Annotated in this window: 22 protein-coding genes and 3 pseudogenes; 14 read left to right on the forward strand and 11 right to left on the reverse strand. The window is 45.0% G+C overall.

The annotated features are described in order from the left end of the window. Nucleotides 1–17 precede the first annotated feature (17 nt). The gene (locus QTN94_RS06305; RefSeq protein ID WP_331427210.1) at nucleotides 18–1,295 is read left to right on the forward strand and encodes an NAD(P)/FAD-dependent oxidoreductase; all 1,278 of its coding nucleotides are present in this window, start codon (nucleotides 18–20) and stop codon (nucleotides 1,293–1,295) included. A 61-nt stretch (nucleotides 1,296–1,356) separates the two neighbouring features. Here the strand turns inward: QTN94_RS06305 and QTN94_RS06310 are convergent, their stop codons facing one another. The 3 genes from QTN94_RS06310 to hutX form a co-directional block, all read right to left on the reverse strand. Beyond that, nucleotides 1,357–1,713: a hypothetical protein gene (locus QTN94_RS06310; RefSeq protein WP_138970561.1), complete on the reverse strand. Its 357-nt coding sequence runs from the start codon at nucleotides 1,711–1,713 to the stop codon at nucleotides 1,357–1,359. 70 nt (nucleotides 1,714–1,783) lie between these two features. After that, nucleotides 1,784–2,314 carry a heme utilization protein HutZ gene (hutZ, locus tag QTN94_RS06315; protein WP_331417411.1) on the reverse strand — a complete coding sequence of 177 codons (531 nt, stop codon included), beginning with the start codon at nucleotides 2,312–2,314 and terminating at the stop codon, nucleotides 1,784–1,786. A 37-nt stretch (nucleotides 2,315–2,351) separates the two neighbouring features. Beyond that, on the reverse strand, nucleotides 2,352–2,855 hold the full coding sequence (hutX, locus tag QTN94_RS06320; protein WP_138970563.1) for a heme utilization cystosolic carrier protein HutX: 504 nt from the start codon (nucleotides 2,853–2,855) through the stop codon (nucleotides 2,352–2,354). A gap of 144 nt (nucleotides 2,856–2,999) precedes the next feature. Between hutX and QTN94_RS06325 the strand changes: the two genes are divergently transcribed. The 7 genes from QTN94_RS06325 (at nucleotide 3,000) to QTN94_RS06355 (ending at nucleotide 8,325) form a co-directional block, all read left to right on the forward strand. Continuing rightward, nucleotides 3,000–3,722, forward strand: a complete 723-nt coding sequence (locus QTN94_RS06325) for an energy transducer TonB (RefSeq protein ID WP_331417409.1) — start codon at nucleotides 3,000–3,002, stop codon at nucleotides 3,720–3,722. Next, entirely contained in the window at nucleotides 3,722–4,417 is a 696-nt protein-coding gene (locus QTN94_RS06330; protein ID WP_331417408.1) for a MotA/TolQ/ExbB proton channel family protein, read from the forward strand. Before QTN94_RS06325 ends, QTN94_RS06330 begins: the two co-directional genes overlap by 1 nt. After that, complete coding sequence (locus QTN94_RS06335; protein ID WP_331417407.1) at nucleotides 4,417–4,830, forward strand: ExbD/TolR family protein; 414 nt, start codon at nucleotides 4,417–4,419, stop codon at nucleotides 4,828–4,830. The genes QTN94_RS06330 and QTN94_RS06335 overlap by 1 nt, the downstream gene beginning before the upstream one ends. Nucleotides 4,831–4,841: 11 nt before the next feature. Then, nucleotides 4,842–5,687 carry a heme/hemin ABC transporter substrate-binding protein gene (locus QTN94_RS06340; protein ID WP_331427211.1) on the forward strand — a complete coding sequence of 282 codons (846 nt, stop codon included), beginning with the start codon at nucleotides 4,842–4,844 and terminating at the stop codon, nucleotides 5,685–5,687. Between the two features lie 13 nt (nucleotides 5,688–5,700). Next, nucleotides 5,701–6,738: a FecCD family ABC transporter permease gene (locus QTN94_RS06345; RefSeq protein ID WP_331427212.1), complete on the forward strand. Its 1,038-nt coding sequence runs from the start codon at nucleotides 5,701–5,703 to the stop codon at nucleotides 6,736–6,738. After that, nucleotides 6,738–7,517 (forward strand): heme ABC transporter ATP-binding protein, encoded by a 780-nt coding sequence (locus tag QTN94_RS06350; RefSeq protein WP_138970600.1) that lies wholly within the window; start codon nucleotides 6,738–6,740, stop codon nucleotides 7,515–7,517. Before QTN94_RS06345 ends, QTN94_RS06350 begins: the two co-directional genes overlap by 1 nt. Nucleotides 7,518–7,581: 64 nt before the next feature. Further along, a complete protein-coding gene (locus QTN94_RS06355; protein WP_331427213.1) occupies nucleotides 7,582–8,325 on the forward strand; it encodes a substrate-binding periplasmic protein in 744 nt (247 codons plus the stop codon). Between the two features lie 84 nt (nucleotides 8,326–8,409). Here the strand turns inward: QTN94_RS06355 and QTN94_RS06360 are convergent. Further along, a pseudogene (locus tag QTN94_RS06360) lies at nucleotides 8,410–8,799 on the reverse strand (kinase/pyrophosphorylase); the annotation flags it as partial. Here QTN94_RS06360 and ppsA point away from each other — a divergent pair. After that, nucleotides 8,792–10,513: pseudogene (gene ppsA, locus QTN94_RS06365) on the forward strand (phosphoenolpyruvate synthase); the annotation flags it as partial. The pseudogenes QTN94_RS06360 and ppsA sit on opposite strands and share 8 nt — an antisense overlap. A gap of 159 nt (nucleotides 10,514–10,672) precedes the next feature. On the opposite strand, the gene QTN94_RS06370 reads toward ppsA, so the two are convergent. The 3 genes from QTN94_RS06370 to QTN94_RS06380 all read right to left on the reverse strand — a co-directional run bounded on the left by QTN94_RS06370 (nucleotide 10,673) and on the right by QTN94_RS06380 (nucleotide 13,129). Continuing rightward, nucleotides 10,673–11,923 carry a peptidoglycan DD-metalloendopeptidase family protein gene (locus QTN94_RS06370; RefSeq protein WP_331417450.1) on the reverse strand — a complete coding sequence of 417 codons (1,251 nt, stop codon included), beginning with the start codon at nucleotides 11,921–11,923 and terminating at the stop codon, nucleotides 10,673–10,675. A 205-nt stretch (nucleotides 11,924–12,128) separates the two neighbouring features. Continuing rightward, nucleotides 12,129–12,428: an isoamylase early set domain-containing protein gene (locus tag QTN94_RS06375; RefSeq protein WP_331417401.1), complete on the reverse strand. Its 300-nt coding sequence runs from the start codon at nucleotides 12,426–12,428 to the stop codon at nucleotides 12,129–12,131. 89 nt (nucleotides 12,429–12,517) lie between these two features. Continuing rightward, on the reverse strand, nucleotides 12,518–13,129 hold the full coding sequence (locus QTN94_RS06380) for a hypothetical protein (protein ID WP_331427214.1): 612 nt from the start codon (nucleotides 13,127–13,129) through the stop codon (nucleotides 12,518–12,520). A gap of 71 nt (nucleotides 13,130–13,200) precedes the next feature. Here QTN94_RS06380 and QTN94_RS06385 point away from each other — a divergent pair. From QTN94_RS06385 to QTN94_RS06405, 5 genes and pseudogenes are all read left to right on the forward strand, one after another. Further along, a pseudogene (locus QTN94_RS06385) lies at nucleotides 13,201–13,311 on the forward strand (GFA family protein); the annotation flags it as partial. A gap of 106 nt (nucleotides 13,312–13,417) precedes the next feature. Next, nucleotides 13,418–14,089 (forward strand): YoaK family protein, encoded by a 672-nt coding sequence (locus QTN94_RS06390; RefSeq protein WP_331427215.1) that lies wholly within the window; start codon nucleotides 13,418–13,420, stop codon nucleotides 14,087–14,089. Nucleotides 14,090–14,322: 233 nt separating this feature from the next. Then, nucleotides 14,323–15,693 (forward strand): YjiH family protein, encoded by a 1,371-nt coding sequence (locus QTN94_RS06395; protein WP_331427216.1) that lies wholly within the window; start codon nucleotides 14,323–14,325, stop codon nucleotides 15,691–15,693. A gap of 164 nt (nucleotides 15,694–15,857) precedes the next feature. Then, complete coding sequence (locus QTN94_RS06400) at nucleotides 15,858–16,343, forward strand: hypothetical protein (protein WP_331427217.1); 486 nt, start codon at nucleotides 15,858–15,860, stop codon at nucleotides 16,341–16,343. Next, nucleotides 16,327–17,430 carry a GGDEF domain-containing protein gene (locus QTN94_RS06405; RefSeq protein ID WP_331427218.1) on the forward strand — a complete coding sequence of 368 codons (1,104 nt, stop codon included), beginning with the start codon at nucleotides 16,327–16,329 and terminating at the stop codon, nucleotides 17,428–17,430. The genes QTN94_RS06400 and QTN94_RS06405 overlap by 17 nt, the downstream gene beginning before the upstream one ends. Here the strand turns inward: QTN94_RS06405 and QTN94_RS06410 are convergent. The 4 genes from QTN94_RS06410 to QTN94_RS06425 form a co-directional block, all read right to left on the reverse strand. After that, nucleotides 17,427–18,857, reverse strand: a complete 1,431-nt coding sequence (locus QTN94_RS06410) for a sigma-54 dependent transcriptional regulator (protein WP_331427219.1) — start codon at nucleotides 18,855–18,857, stop codon at nucleotides 17,427–17,429. The genes QTN94_RS06405 and QTN94_RS06410 overlap by 4 nt on opposite strands. Continuing rightward, nucleotides 18,808–20,196: a transporter gene (locus QTN94_RS06415; RefSeq protein WP_331427220.1), complete on the reverse strand. Its 1,389-nt coding sequence runs from the start codon at nucleotides 20,194–20,196 to the stop codon at nucleotides 18,808–18,810. The genes QTN94_RS06410 and QTN94_RS06415 overlap by 50 nt, the downstream gene beginning before the upstream one ends. 98 nt (nucleotides 20,197–20,294) lie before the next feature. Next, complete coding sequence (locus QTN94_RS06420) at nucleotides 20,295–20,969, reverse strand: hypothetical protein (protein WP_331427221.1); 675 nt, start codon at nucleotides 20,967–20,969, stop codon at nucleotides 20,295–20,297. 12 nt (nucleotides 20,970–20,981) lie between these two features. Further along, nucleotides 20,982–21,671, reverse strand: a complete 690-nt coding sequence (locus tag QTN94_RS06425; protein ID WP_331418158.1) for a C39 family peptidase — start codon at nucleotides 21,669–21,671, stop codon at nucleotides 20,982–20,984. Between the last annotated feature and the right edge of the window lie 30 nt (nucleotides 21,672–21,701).

Consider the following 21,701-nt stretch of genomic DNA (forward strand, 5'->3'; position numbering starts at 1 on the left):
GTTTTAAGGACAAAGCTATGAAAGCAAAGCACACCGACTCTTACTACGCAGCGTCAGCAAATCAACACTTTGATTTTCCTACGTTAAATGGCGCACACAAGGCGGATGTTTGTGTGGTGGGTTCAGGTATTACTGGTGCAACAGCGGCACTTGAACTTGCCAATCGTGGTTTTAAAGTCATTGTGCTTGAGGGCAAACGGGTCGGTTGGGGCGCATCAGGTCGTAGTGGCGGTCAAGCGATTTTCGGTTGGGCTTCAGAGCAAAGTACTCTCGAAAAACTGGTCGGTAAATCAGACGCACGTAAACTATGGGATATGTCCGTTGACGCTTTGGCACTCACCAAAGGCAACATGAAAAAATACAACATTGAGTGTGATTGGCGTGATGGTATGGTCCATCTAGGCGTCAAATCACGTCACGATCGCGAGCTCAAAGCGTGGCACGATGATCTCACCGAGAATTATGGCTACCAATCACTGCAACTTTGGGATCAAAAACAGACACGCGAACACATCGCAAGCGATCGTTATACTTCGGGTTTATTTGACTCTAACAGCGGCCACCTCCATCCATTAAATTATACGCTTGGTTTGGTTAAAGCCGCACAAGATGCGGGGGTTGAATTTTACGAACAGAGTGAATGTAAGAAGATTGAGCATGGCGATCCTGCCAAACTGTTTACGGCACAGGGCAGCGTTGAAGCCAACCACGTTGTTTTAGCCTGTAATGCTTATATGGATGGGTTGGAGAGCAAGTTAGAAAATCGTGTCATGCCCGTTGGCACCTATATTTGCGCGACAGAACCGCTTGGTGAAACGGTCACCAATGATCTGATGAAAAATCATATTTCAGCGTGTGATATTAACTTTGTACTCGATTACTTCCGCTGTTCAGGAGATCACCGCATGTTATTTGGTGGTAGAGTCAGTTATTCAGGCGTTGCACCTTTTAACCTTAGAAAAGCAATGCAGTCGAGAATGATTGATATCTATCCGCAGCTGAAAGACGCCAAGATTGACTTTGCTTGGGGAGGTAATGTCGCCATTACCCTCAACCGAGCACCGCATTTTGGTCGCTTAAAGCCAAATGTCTACTTTGCGCAAGGTTTTTCAGGTCACGGCATCGCAGCCACTGGTATGGCGGGAACCCTAATGGCAGAGTGCATCGCCACTACAGCCGAACGTTTTGCCATATTTGACCGAATTCCTCATCACCCATTCCCAGGTGGTCGCTTGTTCCGCACCCCTGCTCTCGTTCTGGCGATGTCCTATTTCAGAATCCGAGATATGCTATAGCCACTCTGATCGTTCGTATCGCCTCGGTGTCACGCCCTCTACATTAGGGGGCATTACTCAGTTAGTAACTGTGACTGACAAACTCCACTTCATTAACCTGATGGACACGGTTTGTGTATGAGGCTAGCGCATACATGATATTGGCGAGTAGGTTGGCGTAGCGGAACAAGATCGGATCCGGCGACTTTCTGCCTGAGTGTTCAATTGCCACCAACGCGCGAACAGAACCAATGAGGTGATATACATTCGGTTGAAGCCGCAGCAATATATCACGGCTAACGTCATCCAAATCATAAGTCAGCACTAAACCAATCCTGCTACACAGCTCGTCACTGGCGATCTCAAAGTCACACACTGGGCTATCTTCATAGATGAATGGGTAGCAGATTTCTCCGTGATCTTTGCTGACGGGGCGCATCGTAATTCCTCTCCTAAAGCAGAAAGGAGCCACTATGGCTCCTTAATTGGAATCTAAGCTATCTGAATCACTACTGGTTGGAAACCTTTTTATGACCTTCTTCTAAATGAACAAAGTCAACAAGATCATCACCCGACACCTGATAAGCCTGACCGAAGCCTTTTACAAACAGACCTTGCTCCGCTTTTAGGTTGAACAAAACAAAATCCTGTAATTGGCTAAGGCCATCAATAATCTCACCAAATCTCTCTTTCATTTGTGCAATCACAAGATTCCATTGCTTGCTATCGCGTTCAACCACTGACGCTACCGCATCAAACGTTAAGCGTTTTCGAGCAAACAGCTGTTTCGAGTCACCCTCGTCTTCAATCATCATAATCGACACACTTGGATTGACCTGCAAATTACGTGCGTGGCGAGCAATTTCAGAGATTAAGACAAAGTAACCATCCTGATTCTGCACATAAGGGGCGTAACTCACATTCGGACGCCCATTTTCGTCGACAGTGGCGAGTTGCAATGTACGTCGCGCTTGACGAAACTCTTTAATTTCCGGTTCTAGACGACCTTGCAAACGCTCTTGTTTTACTTGTTGGTCCATTTGAGGCTCCTCAATCTGTTCTCTTTTTCTGTATTTGTTATTGGCTCAACTCGTGCTGCCAGCGTTTGAATGTCTCGACTTGAGAAGCAAACAATTGATGTTTGTCATCACGTCCCAAATAGACTTTAAAGATATTATTACCTTGTGAGCAAAAAAATCCAAAATAATGACTTTCTCGTCCTCTAAAAGGCTTACTTACCAAAGCAATATCCTTAATATTTTCTAGCTTGAGATGACCATGTAATTCACCTTCTTTCCCCATGAGATTGTAGTAACCTCTGGCCTCTTTCCCTCTAGGAAAGGGGGCTTTGACTTCAAAAATTGAGCCAAATGAATGAACGATAGTCGTCACAGGGCCAAAACCAACCAATTGCTCCAAAACCCATTGCGCTTGTTCCCCAGAGACAAGAGTCACCATGCCATCAGGCAAAGAAGCAACAATTTGAAATTCTGATACGTTGAGTTTTTCCGCCAAATCCGCAGGCAGCAAAGCCGGCTCTTGCTCCAATAGCTGAACCACTTGTTGTTTTAATGAGGGCATACTCTTTCCATACTGTTGCTCATTTCACTGATGATTGGGATCATAAATTGTCAACAATGAGAATGCAATTGATAATTGATCTTGTTTGCATTGTAGGTAATAATCTCGCCGTAACTGAGTAGCGAGATTGGATAAGGAGATAAAGTGAACATTAAACGATACGTTGTTGCCGCAGGTCTATCTGTTGCTGTGCATGCTGCGTTAGTTGTTGTTACACAAGAACCCAAAGCCATGGCAATGCCTGCGGGCAGTCCCTCCAATTCAGTCTCTCTCAATCTAAAAATGACGGCTCCACCAAGCTCGGTTCAACCTGTTGTTGAACAAAAAGCTCAAATCAAAACGCAACCTAAGTTAGTCGAATCAAGCGCAGTTACACAAGAAAAACACTTCGCCAAGCCAAAGCCAGTGGATACCGTCAAAACTCCAGTTTCAAAGCAACAAGCTGCACAAAAAAAGCCTGTTCAGACAGCAGAGAATCGACGCGTGGCAAAGCAAGAGAAAAAGCCTCTCGCTGAGCCACAACCAGAGCAGGCGTCCGATGATGCCCTACCTCAGGACGTTAACAACGGCGTAAATTCGCAGCCCGTAATGGTCACCAAGGCGTCATTTTTGACTAAACCTGCTGCACCCAAATATCCGCGATTGGCGAAAAAGCGCCGCTTAGAAGGCGTGGTTTTGTATGAGGTCTGGCTTGATAAAAACGGCAATCAGGTTAAGCAAGTCCTAATCTCCTCTTCAGGAGCGACGATACTTGATCAGTCCGCTTTAGACGCCATCAAAACGTGGCAGTTCACCCCACAATCTGTTGACGGTCAGCGAATTGCACACCGCATTCAAATCCCTGTTCGTTTTAAGTTGGACCAATAATGGAACAAATAAATCAGTTGCAACAACAGCTCGGCCTGATGACTTGGCCGCTAATTCTTTGCTCTGGGCTTACCCTAATGATCATCGCCGAGCGTATTTTCCATGTCATCCTCAGTTTAGGGGTTGGCAAACACGCTATTCGTGCTGAACTAGAGCAAATCACACCAACAGACTCTCAACAGATAGAAGCACTATCAAAGGCACTGGTTGTGCGTAGACCTCTCCTTTACAAGGGCGTCGCTATGCTACTCGCACACCACTCGTTTGATAAAACACTGCGTGAAGATGCGGCAGGTATGTGGCTACAAGAGAAGCGTCATCAACTTCAATTTGGTCTGCGTTTGCTCTCTCTAATCGGTGTGATTAGCCCTCTGATTGGGCTACTTGGTACCGTACTAGGTTTGATAGAGATGTTTAAAGGCGTTGCCGCCTCTACAGGTAACATTACGCCCAATGATCTTGCTGACGGTCTGGGAATCGCAATGCGGACAACCGCCGCAGGGTTGATTATTGCTCTGCCTGCCATCGCCGGAGCTCAATTGCTTGGGCTATGGGCAGATCGTGTTATCGCGAAGCTTGAACACACCTTGAACTACGTAAATCTGTGGCTTGAAGGACTACGCCTCGGAGAGACTTCATCCAGCAAGAGCAGCGCGAGTGAAAAAGTCTCTAAACTAGAAATTCAGGCCAACTAATGATTAAAGTCTCACAACAAGCAAACCACAACGGATTGGTACCAGACTTAACGCCCTTACTCGATATTATTTTTATCGTCATGGTGTTTTTGATGCTCACAGCAGCCGTCAAACTGGACTCCCTCGAAGTCGACCTACCTAGCGTCGATTCCCCTGCGGTTTCAGTGGTGGAAAATACCTCTCTGACCATCAATATTCTTGAACAAGCGCCCCATTGGGCCATTGATGGTAAACAGTATATCGACTGGAATAACTTCACTCTCGCCTTGCTCGAAGAGCACCGAACCAACAAACAGCCGATAGTGGTTGGTGCTGAAAAAACCGCGGATGTTCAACATTTGGTCAAATTGCTCGCTTTCTTGCAGCAAAACGGTATTCAAGCAACTCAACTACTCACGCAAGATTCTAAATAGCCGAGTCAACTATGTATAAAAATGCCTTCATTAAGCGCTTCGCCACTCTTTCCCTGCTTCTCATTGCCGCTCACTCTTTCGCCGATGAAAAAGTCATCAGTGCAGGCAGTGCAGTCACCGAACTGGTCGTGGCGCTGGGACAACAAGATAAGCTCGTTGCGGTTGATGTCACAAGTGAACTTCCAACCAATTTATCGTTAGCAAATATAGGTTATCACCGACAACTATCAGCAGAAGGTCTGCTTGCACTCGGTGCAACTCGTTTAATCGGTTCTGACGAGATGGGACCAGACACGACATTAAACCAACTTCGTGCAGCAGGGGTGACGGTGGATATTGTTAACACAAAACCAACCGCTGAGGGTCTGCTGCAGCGCGTAGACCAAATTGCTTCTTTACTCGATGCTCAGCAACAAGCCTCAAACTTGAAGCAAAGTATCACTAAACAGATCCATACGTTGCAAGCCAACAAAAACAATCAAGTTTCAGCGAAAAAAGTCCTGTTCTTGCTCATTCATGAAGGGCGCACCGCCAATGTCGCTGGCCGAGATACCACGCCAAATGCAATCATAGAGTTAGCGGGAGCTCGCAATCCTGCAGCGGAGAGTGTGACGTCATACAAACCTCTTTCAACGGAAGCCCTTGTAGAGATGCAACCGGATGTGATTCTAGTCAGTGGACGTAGCTACAAACAGTTAGGGGGGGTGGACGCCATTCTCGCCAGTATGCCTATGCTGGCAGCAACACCCGCTGGACAAAATGGACAAATAATTCAAATTGATGGTCGTGCTTTGGTTGGGGGACTTGGGTTGAAGAGTCTTTCAGAAGCCGAGCGGCTAAGTACAATATTGAGATAAGAGCACTACAACCATGTTTCTTCGTCGACTGGGTAATACGACAATTTGGGCACTGGGTGGACTTACACTGTTTGTGACTGCCATCAGTTCAGTGACCGTGGGGCCAATGCATATTGGCTTTTGGCAAAGTGTTCAAAGCCTGATGTTCCAATCGCGAGATCTCGCTCCTCACATCAATCTCGTCATTCATGAAATCCGTTTTCCACGCACACTTCTGTGTATGTTAGTGGGAGCGATTCTGGCACTGTGTGGCAGCGTCATGCAGGGGCTATTTCGCAATCCACTTGCCGAACCCGGAATCATTGGTGTTTCGGCAGGGGCCTCCCTCGGCGCCGCGACTGCGATAGTCCTGTTCTCAAGCATCAGTCACAATAACCCTCAATTTATGAACTTAGCGGCCGTCCCACTGTTCGCTTTTCTGGGTGGAGCACTAACAACGGTGTTGGTCTACAGGTTAGGCACAACCAAGATGGGAACCTCTGTCACCATCATGCTACTAGCAGGAGTGGCTATCAGTGCGCTTTCAGGAGCTGGAATTGGTTACATGAGCTTTGTCGCTGACGATCAGATGCTACGTGATCTCTCCTTATGGTCGATGGGGTCTATGGCGGGGGCAAACTGGTCTAGCATTCTGCTGTGTGCGACCACGCTGACTTTACTGATGGCGGTGTTCACTTATAAAGCGATGGCACTCAATGCTCTACTGCTTGGTGAGGCAGAGGCCGCACACCTTGGGATTCCTGTACAAAAACTAAAGCGCCAGCTGATCCTGCTTAGCGCGATCGGTGTTGGTGTGACTGTCAGTGTATCTGGTATGATCGGCTTTATTGGTTTGGTGATTCCTCACTTGGGTAGGATGATCTCAGGGCCTGATCATCGAACCTTATTGCCGCTTTCTGCATTAATGGGCGCACTGCTACTCACTCTAGCCGATATGTTTTCTCGAGTGGCCGTTGCCCCCGCTGAACTGCCTGTCGGCATTGTGACTGCCCTTATCGGCGCTCCTTTCTTTATCTATCTTCTCTTCAAGCAAAAAGGGGCAATCCTATGATCAATGACATCGTGTTGTCTGCCCAACAAGTTTCTATGTCGTATGGTCAACGTAAAGTGCTCGATAATATCAGTATCGATATCCGAGCCGGAGAAGTTACCACGCTTTTGGGACCCAATGGGGCGGGTAAAAGCAGTTTACTCAAATTGCTGTGTGGAGAGATCCCATCACGATGCAATATAAGCTATTTTGGACGGAGTAAAGAGCAGTGGCAGCCAGGTGATTTGGCACAGCACTTAGGTATGCTACCTCAACACAGTACACTCAGTTTTCCATTTTTGGTTCACGAGGTTGTTGAGCTTGGTGGGATCCCGCTGAATCTACCAAATAAGCAAGTAAAACTGTTGGCGCAAAAATATATGGAGATGACCGATGTTGGTCATCTAAGCGAACGTCTCTACCCTTCTTTATCGGGTGGCGAAAAGCAACGTGTCCACTTAGCTCGAGTATTGGTTCAACTCGCACATTCAGAGCGCGAAAAAATCCTGATGCTTGATGAGCCGACCTCGGCATTGGATTTGGCCCACCAGCACAACACGTTAAAAATTGCCCGCAGACTGGCAGATGAACATTGTGCCGTAGTAGTGGTTTTGCATGATTTAAACTTAGCTGCACAATATTCAGATCGTCTGGTTGTTTTGCATCAGGGAAAAATTGCATGTGATGAAGCACCTTGGCATGCACTAGATGTCGATTTGATTAAGCAAGTCTATGGCTACGACGCTCTTATCACGTCACACCCAACACTAGACTTTCCATTGATTTTTCCTGCATCCTAATCTGGTTCGATAGGTTAGAAAACCTTAGCTATACTCAGGTTATTGCGCTTGAGGAAATTGTATAATGCTTCGGTTTACTGACATCATTATCGCCTGTGTCATCACGTTTGTGAGCTTAGCTAGTTACGCTCACAACACTGAATTGACCCATGTAAGAGTCTGTGGTGATGCAATTGACTGGTCCCCTTATACTTACGTTGTAAATGATGCCGCTTACGGTTCCGATGTTGTCATTCTCGATAAGGCGTTAGTTCAAAATGGCGTTAGCTATGACATCACAATGACCTCCTGGTCTCGATGCTTGAGGGGCACCAAAAGTGGAGAATTTGACTTAGCGCTTAGTGCCTCATTCAGCGATACCCGAACCAAGGACTTTCTCTACACAGAGTGGTACTACAGCATAACCCCATACTATATCTACTCTTCCACTCGATTTCCGCAGGGTCTAGAGATAACCAGTGTGCAAGACCTATCCGCTTACAAAGTATGTGGTAACCATGGCTACAATTACGCTGACTTTGAACTTAATAATATTGTCCGTGAAGGAAACTCGGTTAAGGACGTCCTCACCAAACTAAGACAAGGTGAATGTGAAGTTTATTTAAACTGGCTGGAAATCATTGATGGTTTAAAATCGGTGTGGGGGATCGAATACATTACTGATGACTTAGTAGCTAAAGCGATACCCAACATGCCCCCACACAAGTTCTATATGCTGATTTCGAAGCAATTTCCCGCACAAACCAAACTCAAACAGGTGCTTGATAACTATTTAATCAGTTTACAAGGCAACCAGACTGCACCATAACCGAGCACCAATGACAAAACGATGAGAATATCAAAAGCACGGTCATCGGCATGGTCCATAGTCCTCGGCCATCATTTTTGACAATTACAGAAGGCGACGACGTAGTCCTGAACGCTCTAGAACACGGGTCGAGATCTCTTCTACCGATAAAGAAGAGGTATTGATATAAGGAATCGCTTCGCGACGAAATAGCGCCTCAACGGTTTGCAGTTCATGTAAACACTGTTCGTTACTCGCATAGTCACTTCCTGCTAGACGGTTTTCTCGAATCTCTGTCAATCGTTCAGGATTGATGGTCAAACCAAACAACTTATGACGATGAATTGCAAATTCAGGCAGTAATCTTAAGCGTTTCAAATCATCATCAATAAATGGATAGTTAACGACTCGCAGGCCAAACTGCATCGCCATATAAAGGCTGGTTGGCGTTTTACCACTGCGCGATACGCCAAGTAAGATGATATCCGCCTCTTCATGGGGTCTGGGCGAAATGGTCGTACAGGGCGCAGTTAACCCAGATGAGTTTTACGTTCACAAGCCGATGCTGGAAGCGGGTCAACAAGCCATTGTGAAAAAGACGTTTGGCTCAAAGCTGATCAAAATGATCTACTCGACTAACCAAGAAATTGGAAAACAAGTTGAGATCATCGATACCAGCGAACAGGAGCAAAACCAGTTTTCTCTGAGTGATGAAGAGATCAAAGAACTGGCCAAGCAAGCGATGATCATTGAAAAGCACTACCAACGTCCAATGGATATCGAGTGGGCTAAAGATGGCATCGACGGCAAGCTATACATTGTTCAAGCACGCCCAGAAACCGTATGTTCGCAAAGTGAGCAAAATGTGATTGAGCGCTACGAACTCAACAACAAAGCACAAGTGCTTATCGAAGGTCGTGCAATCGGTCAACGGATTGGCGCAGGCTCCGTTCGACTTGTCGATTCACTCGACCAAATGTCGTTAGTACAAGAAGGTGACGTGCTGGTTACTGACATGACCGACCCAGACTGGGAACCGGTGATGAAGAAAGCCTCAGCTATTGTCACTAACCGCGGTGGCCGTACCTGTCACGCTGCTATCATCGCGCGTGAACTCGGTATTCCGGCTATTGTTGGGTGTGGTAACGCAACGAGTGCTCTCACTGATGGTTCTACCGTCACCGTATCTTGTGCAGAAGGTGAAACAGGTTATGTCTACCAAGGTGAGCTAGCGTTCGAAATCAAGCGCTCTTCTGTGGATGAATTGCCGATGCTGCCGACCAAAGTGATGATGAACGTTGGTAACCCAGATCGTGCATTCGATTTTGCGCAGATTCCTAACGAAGGTGTCGGTCTGGCTCGTCTGGAATTCATCATCAACAAGATGATCGGAATTCACCCGAAAGCACTGCTCAACTTTGATGCGCAGAGCGACGAATTGAAAACCGAGATCACCCAACGAATTCGTGGCTACAAAGATCCTATCGACTTCTATGTAAGCAAACTGACTGAAGGTATCGCGACAATCGCAGCGGCTTTCTGGCCTCAACGTGTTATCGTTCGTATGTCTGACTTCAAGTCGAACGAATACAGCAACCTAGTTGGTGGACAAAGTTACGAACCTCATGAGGAGAACCCTATGTTAGGTTTCCGTGGCGCTTCACGCTATATCTCTCCAGTCTTTGAAGACTGCTTCGAGTTAGAGACACAAGCGATTAAGCGTGTTCGTAACGAAATGGGGCTGAAGAACGTAGAAATCATGATCCCATTCGTGCGCACGCCAAGCGAAGCGGCTTCGGTAATCGACTTGCTGGCTAAATTTGACTTACGCCGTGGCGATCAGGGTCTGAAAGTGATCATGATGTGCGAACTGCCATCCAACGCGATTTTGGCAGACGAATTCTTGAAGTACTTCGATGGTTTCTCTATCGGTTCCAACGACATGACTCAGCTTACACTTGGCCTTGACCGTGATTCAGGCGATGTTGCTCACCTATTTGATGAACGTAACCCGGCGGTAAAAGCGATGCTTAAAATGGCGATTGACGCGGCCACGAAAGCGGGTAAATACGTCGGCATTTGTGGGCAAGGACCATCAGATCACGAAGACTTAGCCGAATGGTTAATGGAGCAAGGCATCAGCTCAGTATCCCTCAACCCAGATACGGTTATCGATACTTGGCTACAGCTTGGAAAAGCCAACAAGTAATCGTTCGTAAATGTTAAAAGGCTTCCCGTGGGAAGCCTTTTTATATTCGGGTACAACTAGAACTTGTAACCGCCGCCAATCATAAATACCCATGGGTCGATGTGTAGCCAAGAGTCAAACCGAGTTGCACGTTTGAGTCTACGGAAAAGGAGCTTCTTGTTATGTGGTAGTCTTCAATGGAGGCTCACTTGCCAACTCGATTTCTCTTTGTTTAAGCATCGCATCCCACTCATCTCGTCTGGCTTTAAAACTCGCCATCTGATTTTTCGGCACTGAATTCGCCATGGGGATGTTTGCTTTCATCGCATTTACTGGTCGGCCACGATCAATCAATTCGTAGTGAATATGTGGACCCGTCACTCGACCTGTCGCCCCTGATAAGCCAATTCGTTGCCCACGAGACACCTTCTGACCTTTACGTACGAGAATTTTACTCAAGTGTAGGTAACGAGTTTTGTAACGACTGCCGTGCTGAATAACAACATAATTACCCGCATAAGGGTGTTTACGCGTCATCACCACCACACCATCTCCCGTCGACACAATCGGTGTACCAATAGGTACGGCCCAGTCGGTACCATTGTGAGGAGAGACTCGCCCTGTCACTGGGTGCTTACGATTAGGGTTAAATTGAGAACTTAATCGGTAACGCCCAGTAATTGGTTCGCGTTGGAAAGCTCTCTGTAGGCTATCACCATTGAAATCATAATACTGACCATCACTATGCAGATAAGCCGAAAGCACACGCCCGCGGTTGTAGATTCTGATAGCCTGGATTTCGCGATTTCCCGTCAGTTGCTCATCGACGAATTGGCGTGATTGGACAACTTCAAACTTATCTCCTGCACGTAAATCACGCGCGAAGTTTACTTTGTCTTTAAGTAGATTCACGACCTGTTCAATCTCACTCTTACCCAAGCCAAGGGCATTGACTGACTGAGAAAAACTGCCGTTGATTTCACCTACTAATGCAAAAGACTTCCACTCACCTGGAATTTTTACATCCGTGAACTCGTATTCACCATCATCAACTCGTGTATAAACTGCACGCTCAACCAAGCTGAACTCTAGCTCCATTTTTGCCAGATGCTTACTCTCCTCGTCTCGCCAGAAACGTAAGGTGTTTCCTGGTTTGAGCGTATCCAGAGCAAGATAGTTGAGGTCGGTTTCCATGATTTTCATCAGTTCGCTGTAACCAAAGCCTAACTGATTAAATATGCTACTCAAGTTATCACCAGCTTGAATAACATACTCGTAATCCGGCACATCACGTGCAATATCCGTATCGATCAGCAAGCGATCAACCAAAGTTGACTCAGGTAGGGAGAGATCAATGGTGCGTTGGTATCGACCATGTTGCGAAGTACTTGCTACCGCAATTGCCGCGAGGATCGGCAAACTCAATACCATCAGCTTTTTCGGCCTCGATAGCTCTTGGAAGCGAGACTTCAAACTTCTAGTTTGCACAATTTGACCTATAAATCGAAATAAACAAAGCCCTAAGAGTACAAATTTGTCTCAGGCTTGTCACCTGTCGATTGTCAAGTTTACAACAAAAGGCGCGCTATGCGCCTTGTTGTTTTTTTGTACAAAACTTATTTTTTCCTGTCAGAACTTACTGATAAGTAGAAATTAGCCCGTTATCTTCACCGAAACCATTTGGACGATAAAGATCAGCAGCAGGATCGTTCACCCACCTTTCTTCATCGATCAAATACCGAAACTCGAATTCTTGGTCTTTAGGTAGACGAGTTTTGAATTTATATGACTTAGATTTGGCCACTTTTTTCATGGCGAGCGGCTGCCAATCAAGAAAATCCGCGACAATCGCCACACTATGCCCAACCTCATCCGCCGTAAACTCAAAAGTTACTTCAACTTCATCCTTGGTTTTAAAGAAACGCTTATTGATCATATATCACTCCATTAACACAATTAAAATCCATCTCATAACGGGTTAGGCAGTTCAATGTCTTTGATAGCACGCTTAACAAATTGATTGGTTTAGCGCAGTTCTAAGCTATCTTGCTCAGTTAACTTGAAAAGTATAGTGGTTATTTGTGACGGTTCCTCAGCCATAGACTGATTCGCTTCACGTTCCAATAGCTTAATAGTAATCAATCTATCAACAACGGAGATTTCAGCCACTTTAATTCGATCACCTAACAATGCTCCGCCGTTGATGATCATGCGTTGTCTAAACTCGTCATACTTTGAAATTGCAAGATAATAGAACACCCCTGACCCCTGATTGCTAACCGCAAGAATCACAGCATAGGTGGTGTCATTTAACTTAACGATTTGTTCTGTGTTTATCGCAACGCGACCTCGGACTGGGCCATCCTCATAACTACCTGCCGCGATTGGTTGATGTTCTAGATCTTCTATGAAGGTAAACGCATTGCTGTCAGGCACTTTGACTGTCCATGGATTGGTTGTCTTAATGCCAAAAACTTGCGCCATAATGGCATTATTTTTCGGCCCTTGATTGGGAAATTTGGCTAGAATTTCTTCATCTGTAAGGCTGAAACGATAGATTCCTGCAACCGCGACTATAATTAGCAATACAATAGGAATCAAAAGGATGAGGGGAATCGGTAATAAGCGTTTTTTCATCGGGTTATCAATTTTATTGGAATCATAGAATAATCAAACAGCATGTTAGCAGGCTACCGCAAGGAGATAAAATGGAACAACAGCATAAAATTAGAATGGCTGACTGTAGCTGTGGTCAAGTTAATTTGGTTTGTCGTGGAGAACCTGAGCGTAGTTCAGTTTGTCAGTGTTTTGAATGCCAGATGGAACGCTATCTTTAGTTATCTTTGATCAACTTTTGACTTCGATTTTCCTATCGACAAACACGAACTCGCTCTATAATTGCGCCTTAGATCTAAGGAGCAACTTTTGATTTCCAAACTTCCACGCTGGGTAGAATATGGAGCGTTTCTACTCGCCTTACTCGCAGGCATTGTAAACGCAATAGGATTGCTAGGTTTTCAACATCAGGCTGTATCGCATATTTCTGGTACCGTCACCCTGCTTGGCACCTTAATCGAAGCCTTTGATCAGCAAACAGGCCACCTTTTACTTATCTTACTGAGCTTTCTGATTGGCGCGGTGCTAAGTGGTATTTTTATTAAGAGTACGGCACTCAAACTCGGGCGACGCTATGGCGTGGCACTCTGCTTTGAAAGCTTGCTGCTTTTTGGCGCTTACATTCTGTTGCAAGAAAACATCACCGCAGGGCAATACTTAGCTTCCGCTGCTTGTGGTTTACAAAACGCGATGATCACAACGTTTAGCGGAGCAGTGGTACGCACGACGCACATGACCGGCATCATCACTGACCTTGGCATCATGATTGGCGCGAAGCTTCGGGGTGAATCATTCGATTATCGCAAAGCGAAACTCTTCATGTTTATCTTCTGTGGATTTTTATCCGGTGGCATCATCGGTGCCAAGCTGTTCGCATATTATGCAATCGGTGCTCTTGCTGCTCCAATCATACTTGCTCTATGCCTTGCGATAGCTTACTGGGTCTTCATTTCAAGCCATCCAACTCGCGCTCAACCCTAATTGACACTTGAAACATTAGAGCAAATAATTTAACACCCACGACACATTTAACCATCAACGGTAAAATAAATGACATTTTTCGTTGAATATTTAGCGATTTTTATTGAATAGTATTGCAAGAACTATGAAAAGCCATTAACCTTGCTCAGATTTGATAATATATGGATGTTTAGTGAATAACTATGCCAACAAGGTTGGTTTAGATATTACACTAGTTGTAACTCGAGAAACTTATGCAAGACAGCGCACAAACGATGAAGCAAGTGAATAGTAAAGGCAATTTTGGGATGTTTTTTATTCCATCCCTACTTGGCCTTTTTGTTTTTATGGCACCGATTAGCTATCAGGGTGATATTACCATCCCTGTGGCTGTATTAGCTAAATCCATCCAAGCCGTATTTGGCGATTACCTAGTTGCTATGGTCACAACGATCATCGCATTTATGGCTGCAGCCTCAGCTTTATGTCGAATTAAGACTCCCGCTTTTATTGCCAAGAGTAATTTCTTAAACAGCTTGTTTAACCCAAGTCCATTGTGGCTGGCGGTACGCTTGATTGGCGGTGCAGCTGTTGTAATGACGTTTTTCCAAATTGGTCCTAAAGCAATTTGGGAAGAGAACACTGGCGGCTTAGTACTTGAAGGTTTGCTTCCTACTCTATTTTCAGTGTTCATTTTCGCAGGCTTACTCCTTCCTCTACTCCTTAATTTTGGCCTGTTAGAGCTATTCGGTACTCTTCTTAGCAAAGTTATGCGTCCTGTGTTCAACCTACCGGGTCGCAGTGCTATCGACTGTATGGCTTCATGGCTAGGCGATGGTTCAGTAGGTATTCTTCTGACCAGCAAGCAGTATGAAAACAAATTCTACACCCAACGCGAAGCGGCAGTTGTAGGTACAACTTTTTCTGCGGTTTCCATTACCTTTAGCCTTGTTGTTATTGCTCAAGTGGAGTTGGAACATCTGTTCTTGCCTTTCTATGGCGCTATCTGTTTGGCTGGTATCATCGCAGCGGTGATCATCCCTCGCCTTCCACCACTTAGCTACAAAAAAGATGCCTTCATCGATGGCTCTAAGCCAAGTGAAGATGCAGATGCAATCCCTGAAGGTCACACAAGTTTTTCTTGGGGTATGGAACTGGCACTTAACAAAGCGAGCCAAGTTAAGTCGGTTAAAAGTGTATTCCAAGAAGGCGTCCACAATGCTATCGATATGGTATTTGGCGTACTGCCTGTTGTTATGGGCTTGGGCACTATCGCGCTAATTATCGCTGAATACACTTCGGTATTTAGCTTCTTAGGCCAACCTTTTATCCCATTCCTTGAGCTACTCGGTATTCCTGAAGCAGCCGCGGCATCCGAAACCATGGTTGTAGGCTTTGCTGACATGTTTATCCCTGCAATCCTAGCAGCATCAATAGACAACGAGATGACTCGATTTGTTATCGCAGCGATGTCTGTTACTCAGTTAATTTACATGTCTGAAGTGGGTGCTCTGCTGTTAGGTAGCCGTATCCCTGTGAATATCTTTGAGCTGTTCGCAATCTTCATTTTGCGCACTCTTATCACATTACCTGTTATTGCAGCGGTTGCTCACCTGATTTTCTAATCCGCACCGTTTCTGTCGTGATGAACAAAGCCCCTTTTAGGGGCTTTGTTCATCATATCCAACAGCACCCTCGTCATCTCTCACTGTTCGCCTAAAAGCTTTCTAATCCATCAGTTCTCATAATATAATTAATGATATTTATCTAAATAATCCAAGGAGAGCTTATGAGGTGGTATTGGGCTGCATTGTTGTCCTCGATTTTGAGTTTCCAAACATTGGGCTCTCAGTTGGTCATTCGTGCAGCAGATCAACAACCTATTGTTCTTACCCATGAACAAGTCACATCTCTCTTTCCACCAACGAGCTTTACCACCAGCCTACCTTGGTTCGAAGATAAGAAAGACATTACTGGATTCAAGGTTTCTGATCTCCTAACACACCTTGGAATTAACGACGCTTTTTCTGTCTCTTTCCTTGCACTCAATGACTACGCGGCTAGCTCACAAATCAAAGATATCAAAAAGTATCAGCCTATTGTGGCGTATCAGATAGACAATCAACCCATTAAAGTTAGAAATAAAGGTCCTTATTGGCTGGTCTTTAATTTAGACCAATACCCAGAAATTGATAATGCTGTTTTCCACGCTCAAATGGTGTGGCAAATAGACGAGATACTCATACATAGAAACCAAGATGTGGCAGCGCAATAATTACAACCAATCATCCGCTATTCTCAAAAGGGCCAAGTATTTACTGCTCTTGCTCAGTCTTGTGGTCATCATCGCGAATCTCTACTTTCTTAGTGCGACTCGACAACACGCTCAGTCCTACAGCGAACAGCAAAATCAAGCTACATGGTTTTTATTCCAACTGAGTAAGGAGTTTTCGGAGCTCAATTCCATTCTTCCTTTTGCGGCAACGGATGAGGATTATCATCAACGAGCCCTGCTTAAGTACGAGCTCACTTGGAGTCGTTTTGATCTCCTTCTGACCAGTAGAGAAGCGGATACCTACATTGCGTTACCGGGAGCAAGAGTTTTCTTTTCGACACTCTTTAGCCAATTCAAAGCACTCGAATCCCGTCTCGAACTTCTTAATCATCCTGATTACGTAGAGAAGGTCAGTGACGAGTTCAACATTCTTTACATGTCTATGATTCAGTATGTAAACACCAATTTTCGCATCAAGAGTCCGCTCTATCGCGATCAGATGAAGCAAGCACAGAATCTTAACGATATACAGTTTGCCTCCTTGATGTTGCTTGTGTTGTGCGTCTGTCTAGCAATGTACATCTTCCATAAAGAGTCGGAGTACCATAAGCAACTCTCTCTCACAGATTCGCTAACAGGTATTGCTAATCGTTTGGCGATGTTTAGTGAATTAAAACGGAGAACAGATTCTGATACACCATTCAGTATTTTGCTACTTGACCTAAATAAATTTAAGCAAATCAACGATTATCATGGACACTATGCTGGGGATCAGGTACTTCAAGCAATCACTAGGCGCTTAAGTCGTCTCGGGCTAGAATGCTACCGAATTGGTGGTGATGAATTTGCCGTCATATCAAATCAAACTGATCTGGCTGTAATAAATAAGACAATCGATACAATCCATCAAAACGTATTCAAACCCATTAAAATCAAAGATGGCACGCAATTCGAATTAACCACTAGCATCGGTATCGCTCGATATCCAGAAGATTCACTTAATGTCGCTGAGTTGTTAACCCATGCAGACCTAAGCATGTATTCCGACAAACGATCACACGAAATACATGCCGTCAGCAATCACTAATTGAGACCTCTCGCCCTAACCAATGCTGATCTTAGGTCGTACTTTTCTATAATCCGGTAAGCGGTCGCTCTTGATATTCCTAAATATTTCGAGGCTTCTAGGACATTACCTTCATAAAGGAGTAAGGCATCACGTAAGCTTTCACCTTTATGACCGTTGGTAGATGTAGAAAGCTCTACATTGTCGGATATATCAAGATCTTGTGCTGAAATCACTCCAATATCGTTCATCAGCACGGCACGCTTAACAATATTGATTAGTTCCCTTACATTTCCCGGCCAATGGTACCCAAGCAATCTTTGCCTTGCTCCCTCATCAAAATGAGAGACGTTACAATTATATTCAGCACTAAACTTTTTCATAAAAAATTCAGCCAAGACTAATATGTCCTGATCTCGCTCTCTTAACGCTGGTACATTAACCCGAAGCACATTCAATCTAAAGTAGAGATCTTGTCGAAAACGGCCTTCCCTAATCGCTTGTTCCAAATCAACGTGAGTTGCCGCAACCACCCGCACATTTACCCTGACCGGCTCATGACCTCCTAGTACGTCGATCGTTCCTTCTTGAAGAAACCGCAGCAAATTGGCTTGCTGAGTTAGGGGCAAGTCACCAATTTCATCCAAAAATAGTGTGCCATTATGTGCTAGCGCAATTTTACCCGTCCGGCTTGTGCTGGCTCCTGTGAAAGCCCCCTTTTCATGACCAAATAACTCAGAATGAACTAACTGTTCATTCAAAGCACCACAGTTCACCGCTACAAATGCCTCATTCGCTCGTGAGGATGCATCATGAATAGCTCTAGCAACTAATTCTTTACCTGTACCACTTTCACCACAAATTAGAGTGTTAACGTCCGTTGGCGCAACTTTGCCTATTTGTCGTTTCAGACGATGTACAACAGGAGAGTCACCAATCAACGCTGTCGTCTTAACTTCAACAACATTTACTTTCGATTTTGTCAGTGAGTTGCTCTTCAAATCGAGCATTCCTAGTTGATGACCTAGAGTTTTCACTACCATTTCTTTAGGCAAAGGACTGGTGTAATAATCAACACAATAGTATGAAATATAGTTGAGATCTTCACAGGTCATCAGCTCTCTTTGATATTTGTCCAAGTAAGCAATAGTGCGAACTCCCAAGCCGATTCCATGGAGTACTTCTAATTGTTTACATTGGTATCGACCACATGAAAAGTCGAATACAACCACAAGTCTGTGTACATTCTTTAATATCTCTTTCGCAGTATCAACCGATGCTACAATTCGATAACTCCACCCCTGAGCAGACAAAATTCCTGACCATAGTTGATGATCACGCGAAATAACTAATATCGATACGGCTTGTTCTTCTCGCATAATAATACCTTCATCACCTTTAGAATCGGTAAGGGAAGCGAATGCTGATTGCGTAATCAGCAGCATCATCACTTAAACCAGAACTTACTTGTGTCACCATACTCAAGTTCTTGGTCAAAGCCATGGTTGAACCAATACCCAAAGTGGCACTATTGCCATCGCTGCCGATAACTTCTACCCAATCCCCTCCATCAAGTCTTTGTTTAGAGGTATTGCTCATAGATTGACTAAAGTTAATTGCGAGGCTCATGCGTTCGCTTATAGCAAAAGCCACGCCCAGACCATAATCCCAGCTATCACCAAGCTTAACGCTGCCAGACTGATTACCTGCTGCACTGCTGATGTCGTCAAACTGTTCTTCTAACTGGTGAGTATAATTAAGGTTTAAGAATACGATGGCAGGGTCGTAGGTTTTAACAATCGAGATCCCGGTACCTAACCCCCACACACCATTACCCGTTGGCAGGTCATCGGGAACGTTAAGGTTGCCAGACTGGGATGATGAGGTCGCGATACCATATGGATCTTTACCGGTTGGTGCGGTCACCCGAAAGTTCCATACTAAATCAGGCGAGTCTGTGGTCTCTTTTAGAACACGGTAGTATATACCTGCACTGATATCCCCAATGCCCGAACTCGATACCTTGCCTGATTCTAAACCGTCGCTAGAGTTATTCTGACCCACAGTTTCATAATCTGACCAGCGGTAAACCGTCGGAATACTGAGTTCAGCCTGCCAGCGATCATCGATAGTGTAACGTCCAGAAAAGTCTAAGTTGAAGGTGTTAGAACGCACTCTATCTAAGTTGATATCACCAAGGAAAATTGAATCAAGAGCTAGGAAGCCGCTTAATGCAAGATCCTTGCGGTCAAAGTAGCTGTAACGAAAAGCAGTTTCCAGTGTGAACTTACGTGTAAAGACGTTACCGGCTTCTTGGTAGACATCTTCTGCACTGCGGCTTTTCTGGCTTGAATCTTGAGGCTTAGTTGCATTGATCGGTGTAGCTTTCGAAGCTTGAGAGTTAGCAGTTTGAGTCTCAGGGCGAACTGACTGCGAAGCTCCAACTGTCGAATCGATGGCAACTTTCTCGGGACGCGATAGGACGTTTTCTTCCTTATCACCATTAAGTTGAGATTTCATCTCCGCGGAAACGCGCTGATTCTTTTTAACTAGGCTATCAATATTTCCCTGATGATTGATTAGCACTTGTTGATGATTGTTGACGGCTTGGATAACCTGTTGCATGACCTGTTGCTGCTGTTGCAGTTGAGCCCTTAAAGCTTCATTTGCCGCTTTTTGCTCAGCCAGTTGCAAGGATAACGCGTCCACTTGATCATTGGCATGCAGATGCATGACAGGGCTGCTAGTTGCGATCAGGCAACTTATCGTAAGCGAGCTCCTTTTCATATTCACCTCCCGGATATGAACTCGCTTGATGTTAAGTTAATTTATAATTATTTACTGTTTCAAAAGTGAGATATCAATAAGAAGCGCATGCGGTTTGCTTATAATCCCTTTAATAGTGAATGAGATACCATCAAGTCTCGACTTTGCTTCCACGAGTCGGGAATCTTCACCTCCATTAACATTTGGTTCTGAACCACCAAATCGTCACCTTTGAGTTTTATACCTTGATAGGCTCCATGTGCCGATTTCAGGCTACGAATTTCTTGGATTGCTATGCTTTCTCCGATGGTCACTTTATATCCGACACGGTTCTCACCACCAGAGACTTGGTAATACTCTACTTGCGACGACTCCGTTAGCGACTTCGACGTCAACCTACTGCTATCCACCAGCTTTAACTCAGAGTCATTGCTTGCAGCATTGCCATTACCCGCTATCTGAACGAGTTGCACCATTCCCGAGCCATTTCCATGGATACCATTGTCATTAATGCTGTTTTGTAAATCACTGCCATCTAATGGAGTAACACTAACATTGTTGCCATTTACGACAACATCCATGCCAGCTGTACCTGATGAATTCGAATCGCTCCAATGGGTGATCATTCGTACCCCAAAATAGAGATCCTCTCCAGAACGCGCGACTCGATACTTACCACGCATCGTCGATAGTTGCTGCTCATCTACCAAGGTTGCTTGCATTGATTGCCAGTCAACCGCCGCATTAGCCTGAAAGCAGGTAAACAGACAAGCTGCCAAACATTTGATCTTCATTGTGTTTCCCTTTTAGAACAACTCCGATGCATTGAAGCCAAAATCCATTAAGTTAAAGGCCGTTACCGGAGCAAACTGATCCTCCAGGGAACGTACCGTGAGCGGTGGAGAAGGCATGGCTAAAGGTGAGCTTTGATCATACCCCTGACCAACCACGGCCAGAACGACTCCTTGCCAACCCTGAGTAAACTGTTCAACAGACATAGTCAGGTTGCCGAGTGCAGGGTCTGCAATATAGACATTGCCACTCTTATCCACTCTCTTTAGCACGACAAAATGACGGTATCCTTTAATGTCTAGCAAGACGATGGTTGGAATAGGCAAGGCACTAAGCTTATCCGCCGGAATATTGTAACCTTGAACCCTCATGCCCAATCCTTGTTCGACATAGTTTTTGATGTCCAACATTGAAAAACCAAGCTTTCTCGCCGCTGTCGCATCCGATACCTGAAACATTCCGTTCATTACCTTTTGTTCATCGGTATCGATGTTGTATCCATAACGAAGCAAGGTAGCTAGTGAGGCGGCACCACAAGAAAAGTCGGTTTGTTGTCGTACGATATTTAGAAACTTTCTCTCTTTGATGCTGACAACTTCCTTGTGCATCGAACCTACCCCAGGTACCAAACCATCAAGGTAAACCGTGGCCGCTTGAGTCAGGGTCGACAGACATAATCCAACAGTCAAAAGACAAAATTTCATACTTATCCTTAAGCTTAAAAGGATGCCCTC

This window comes from Vibrio sp. M250220, from assembly GCF_036533795.1.
GTDB lineage: Bacteria > Pseudomonadota > Gammaproteobacteria > Enterobacterales > Vibrionaceae > Vibrio.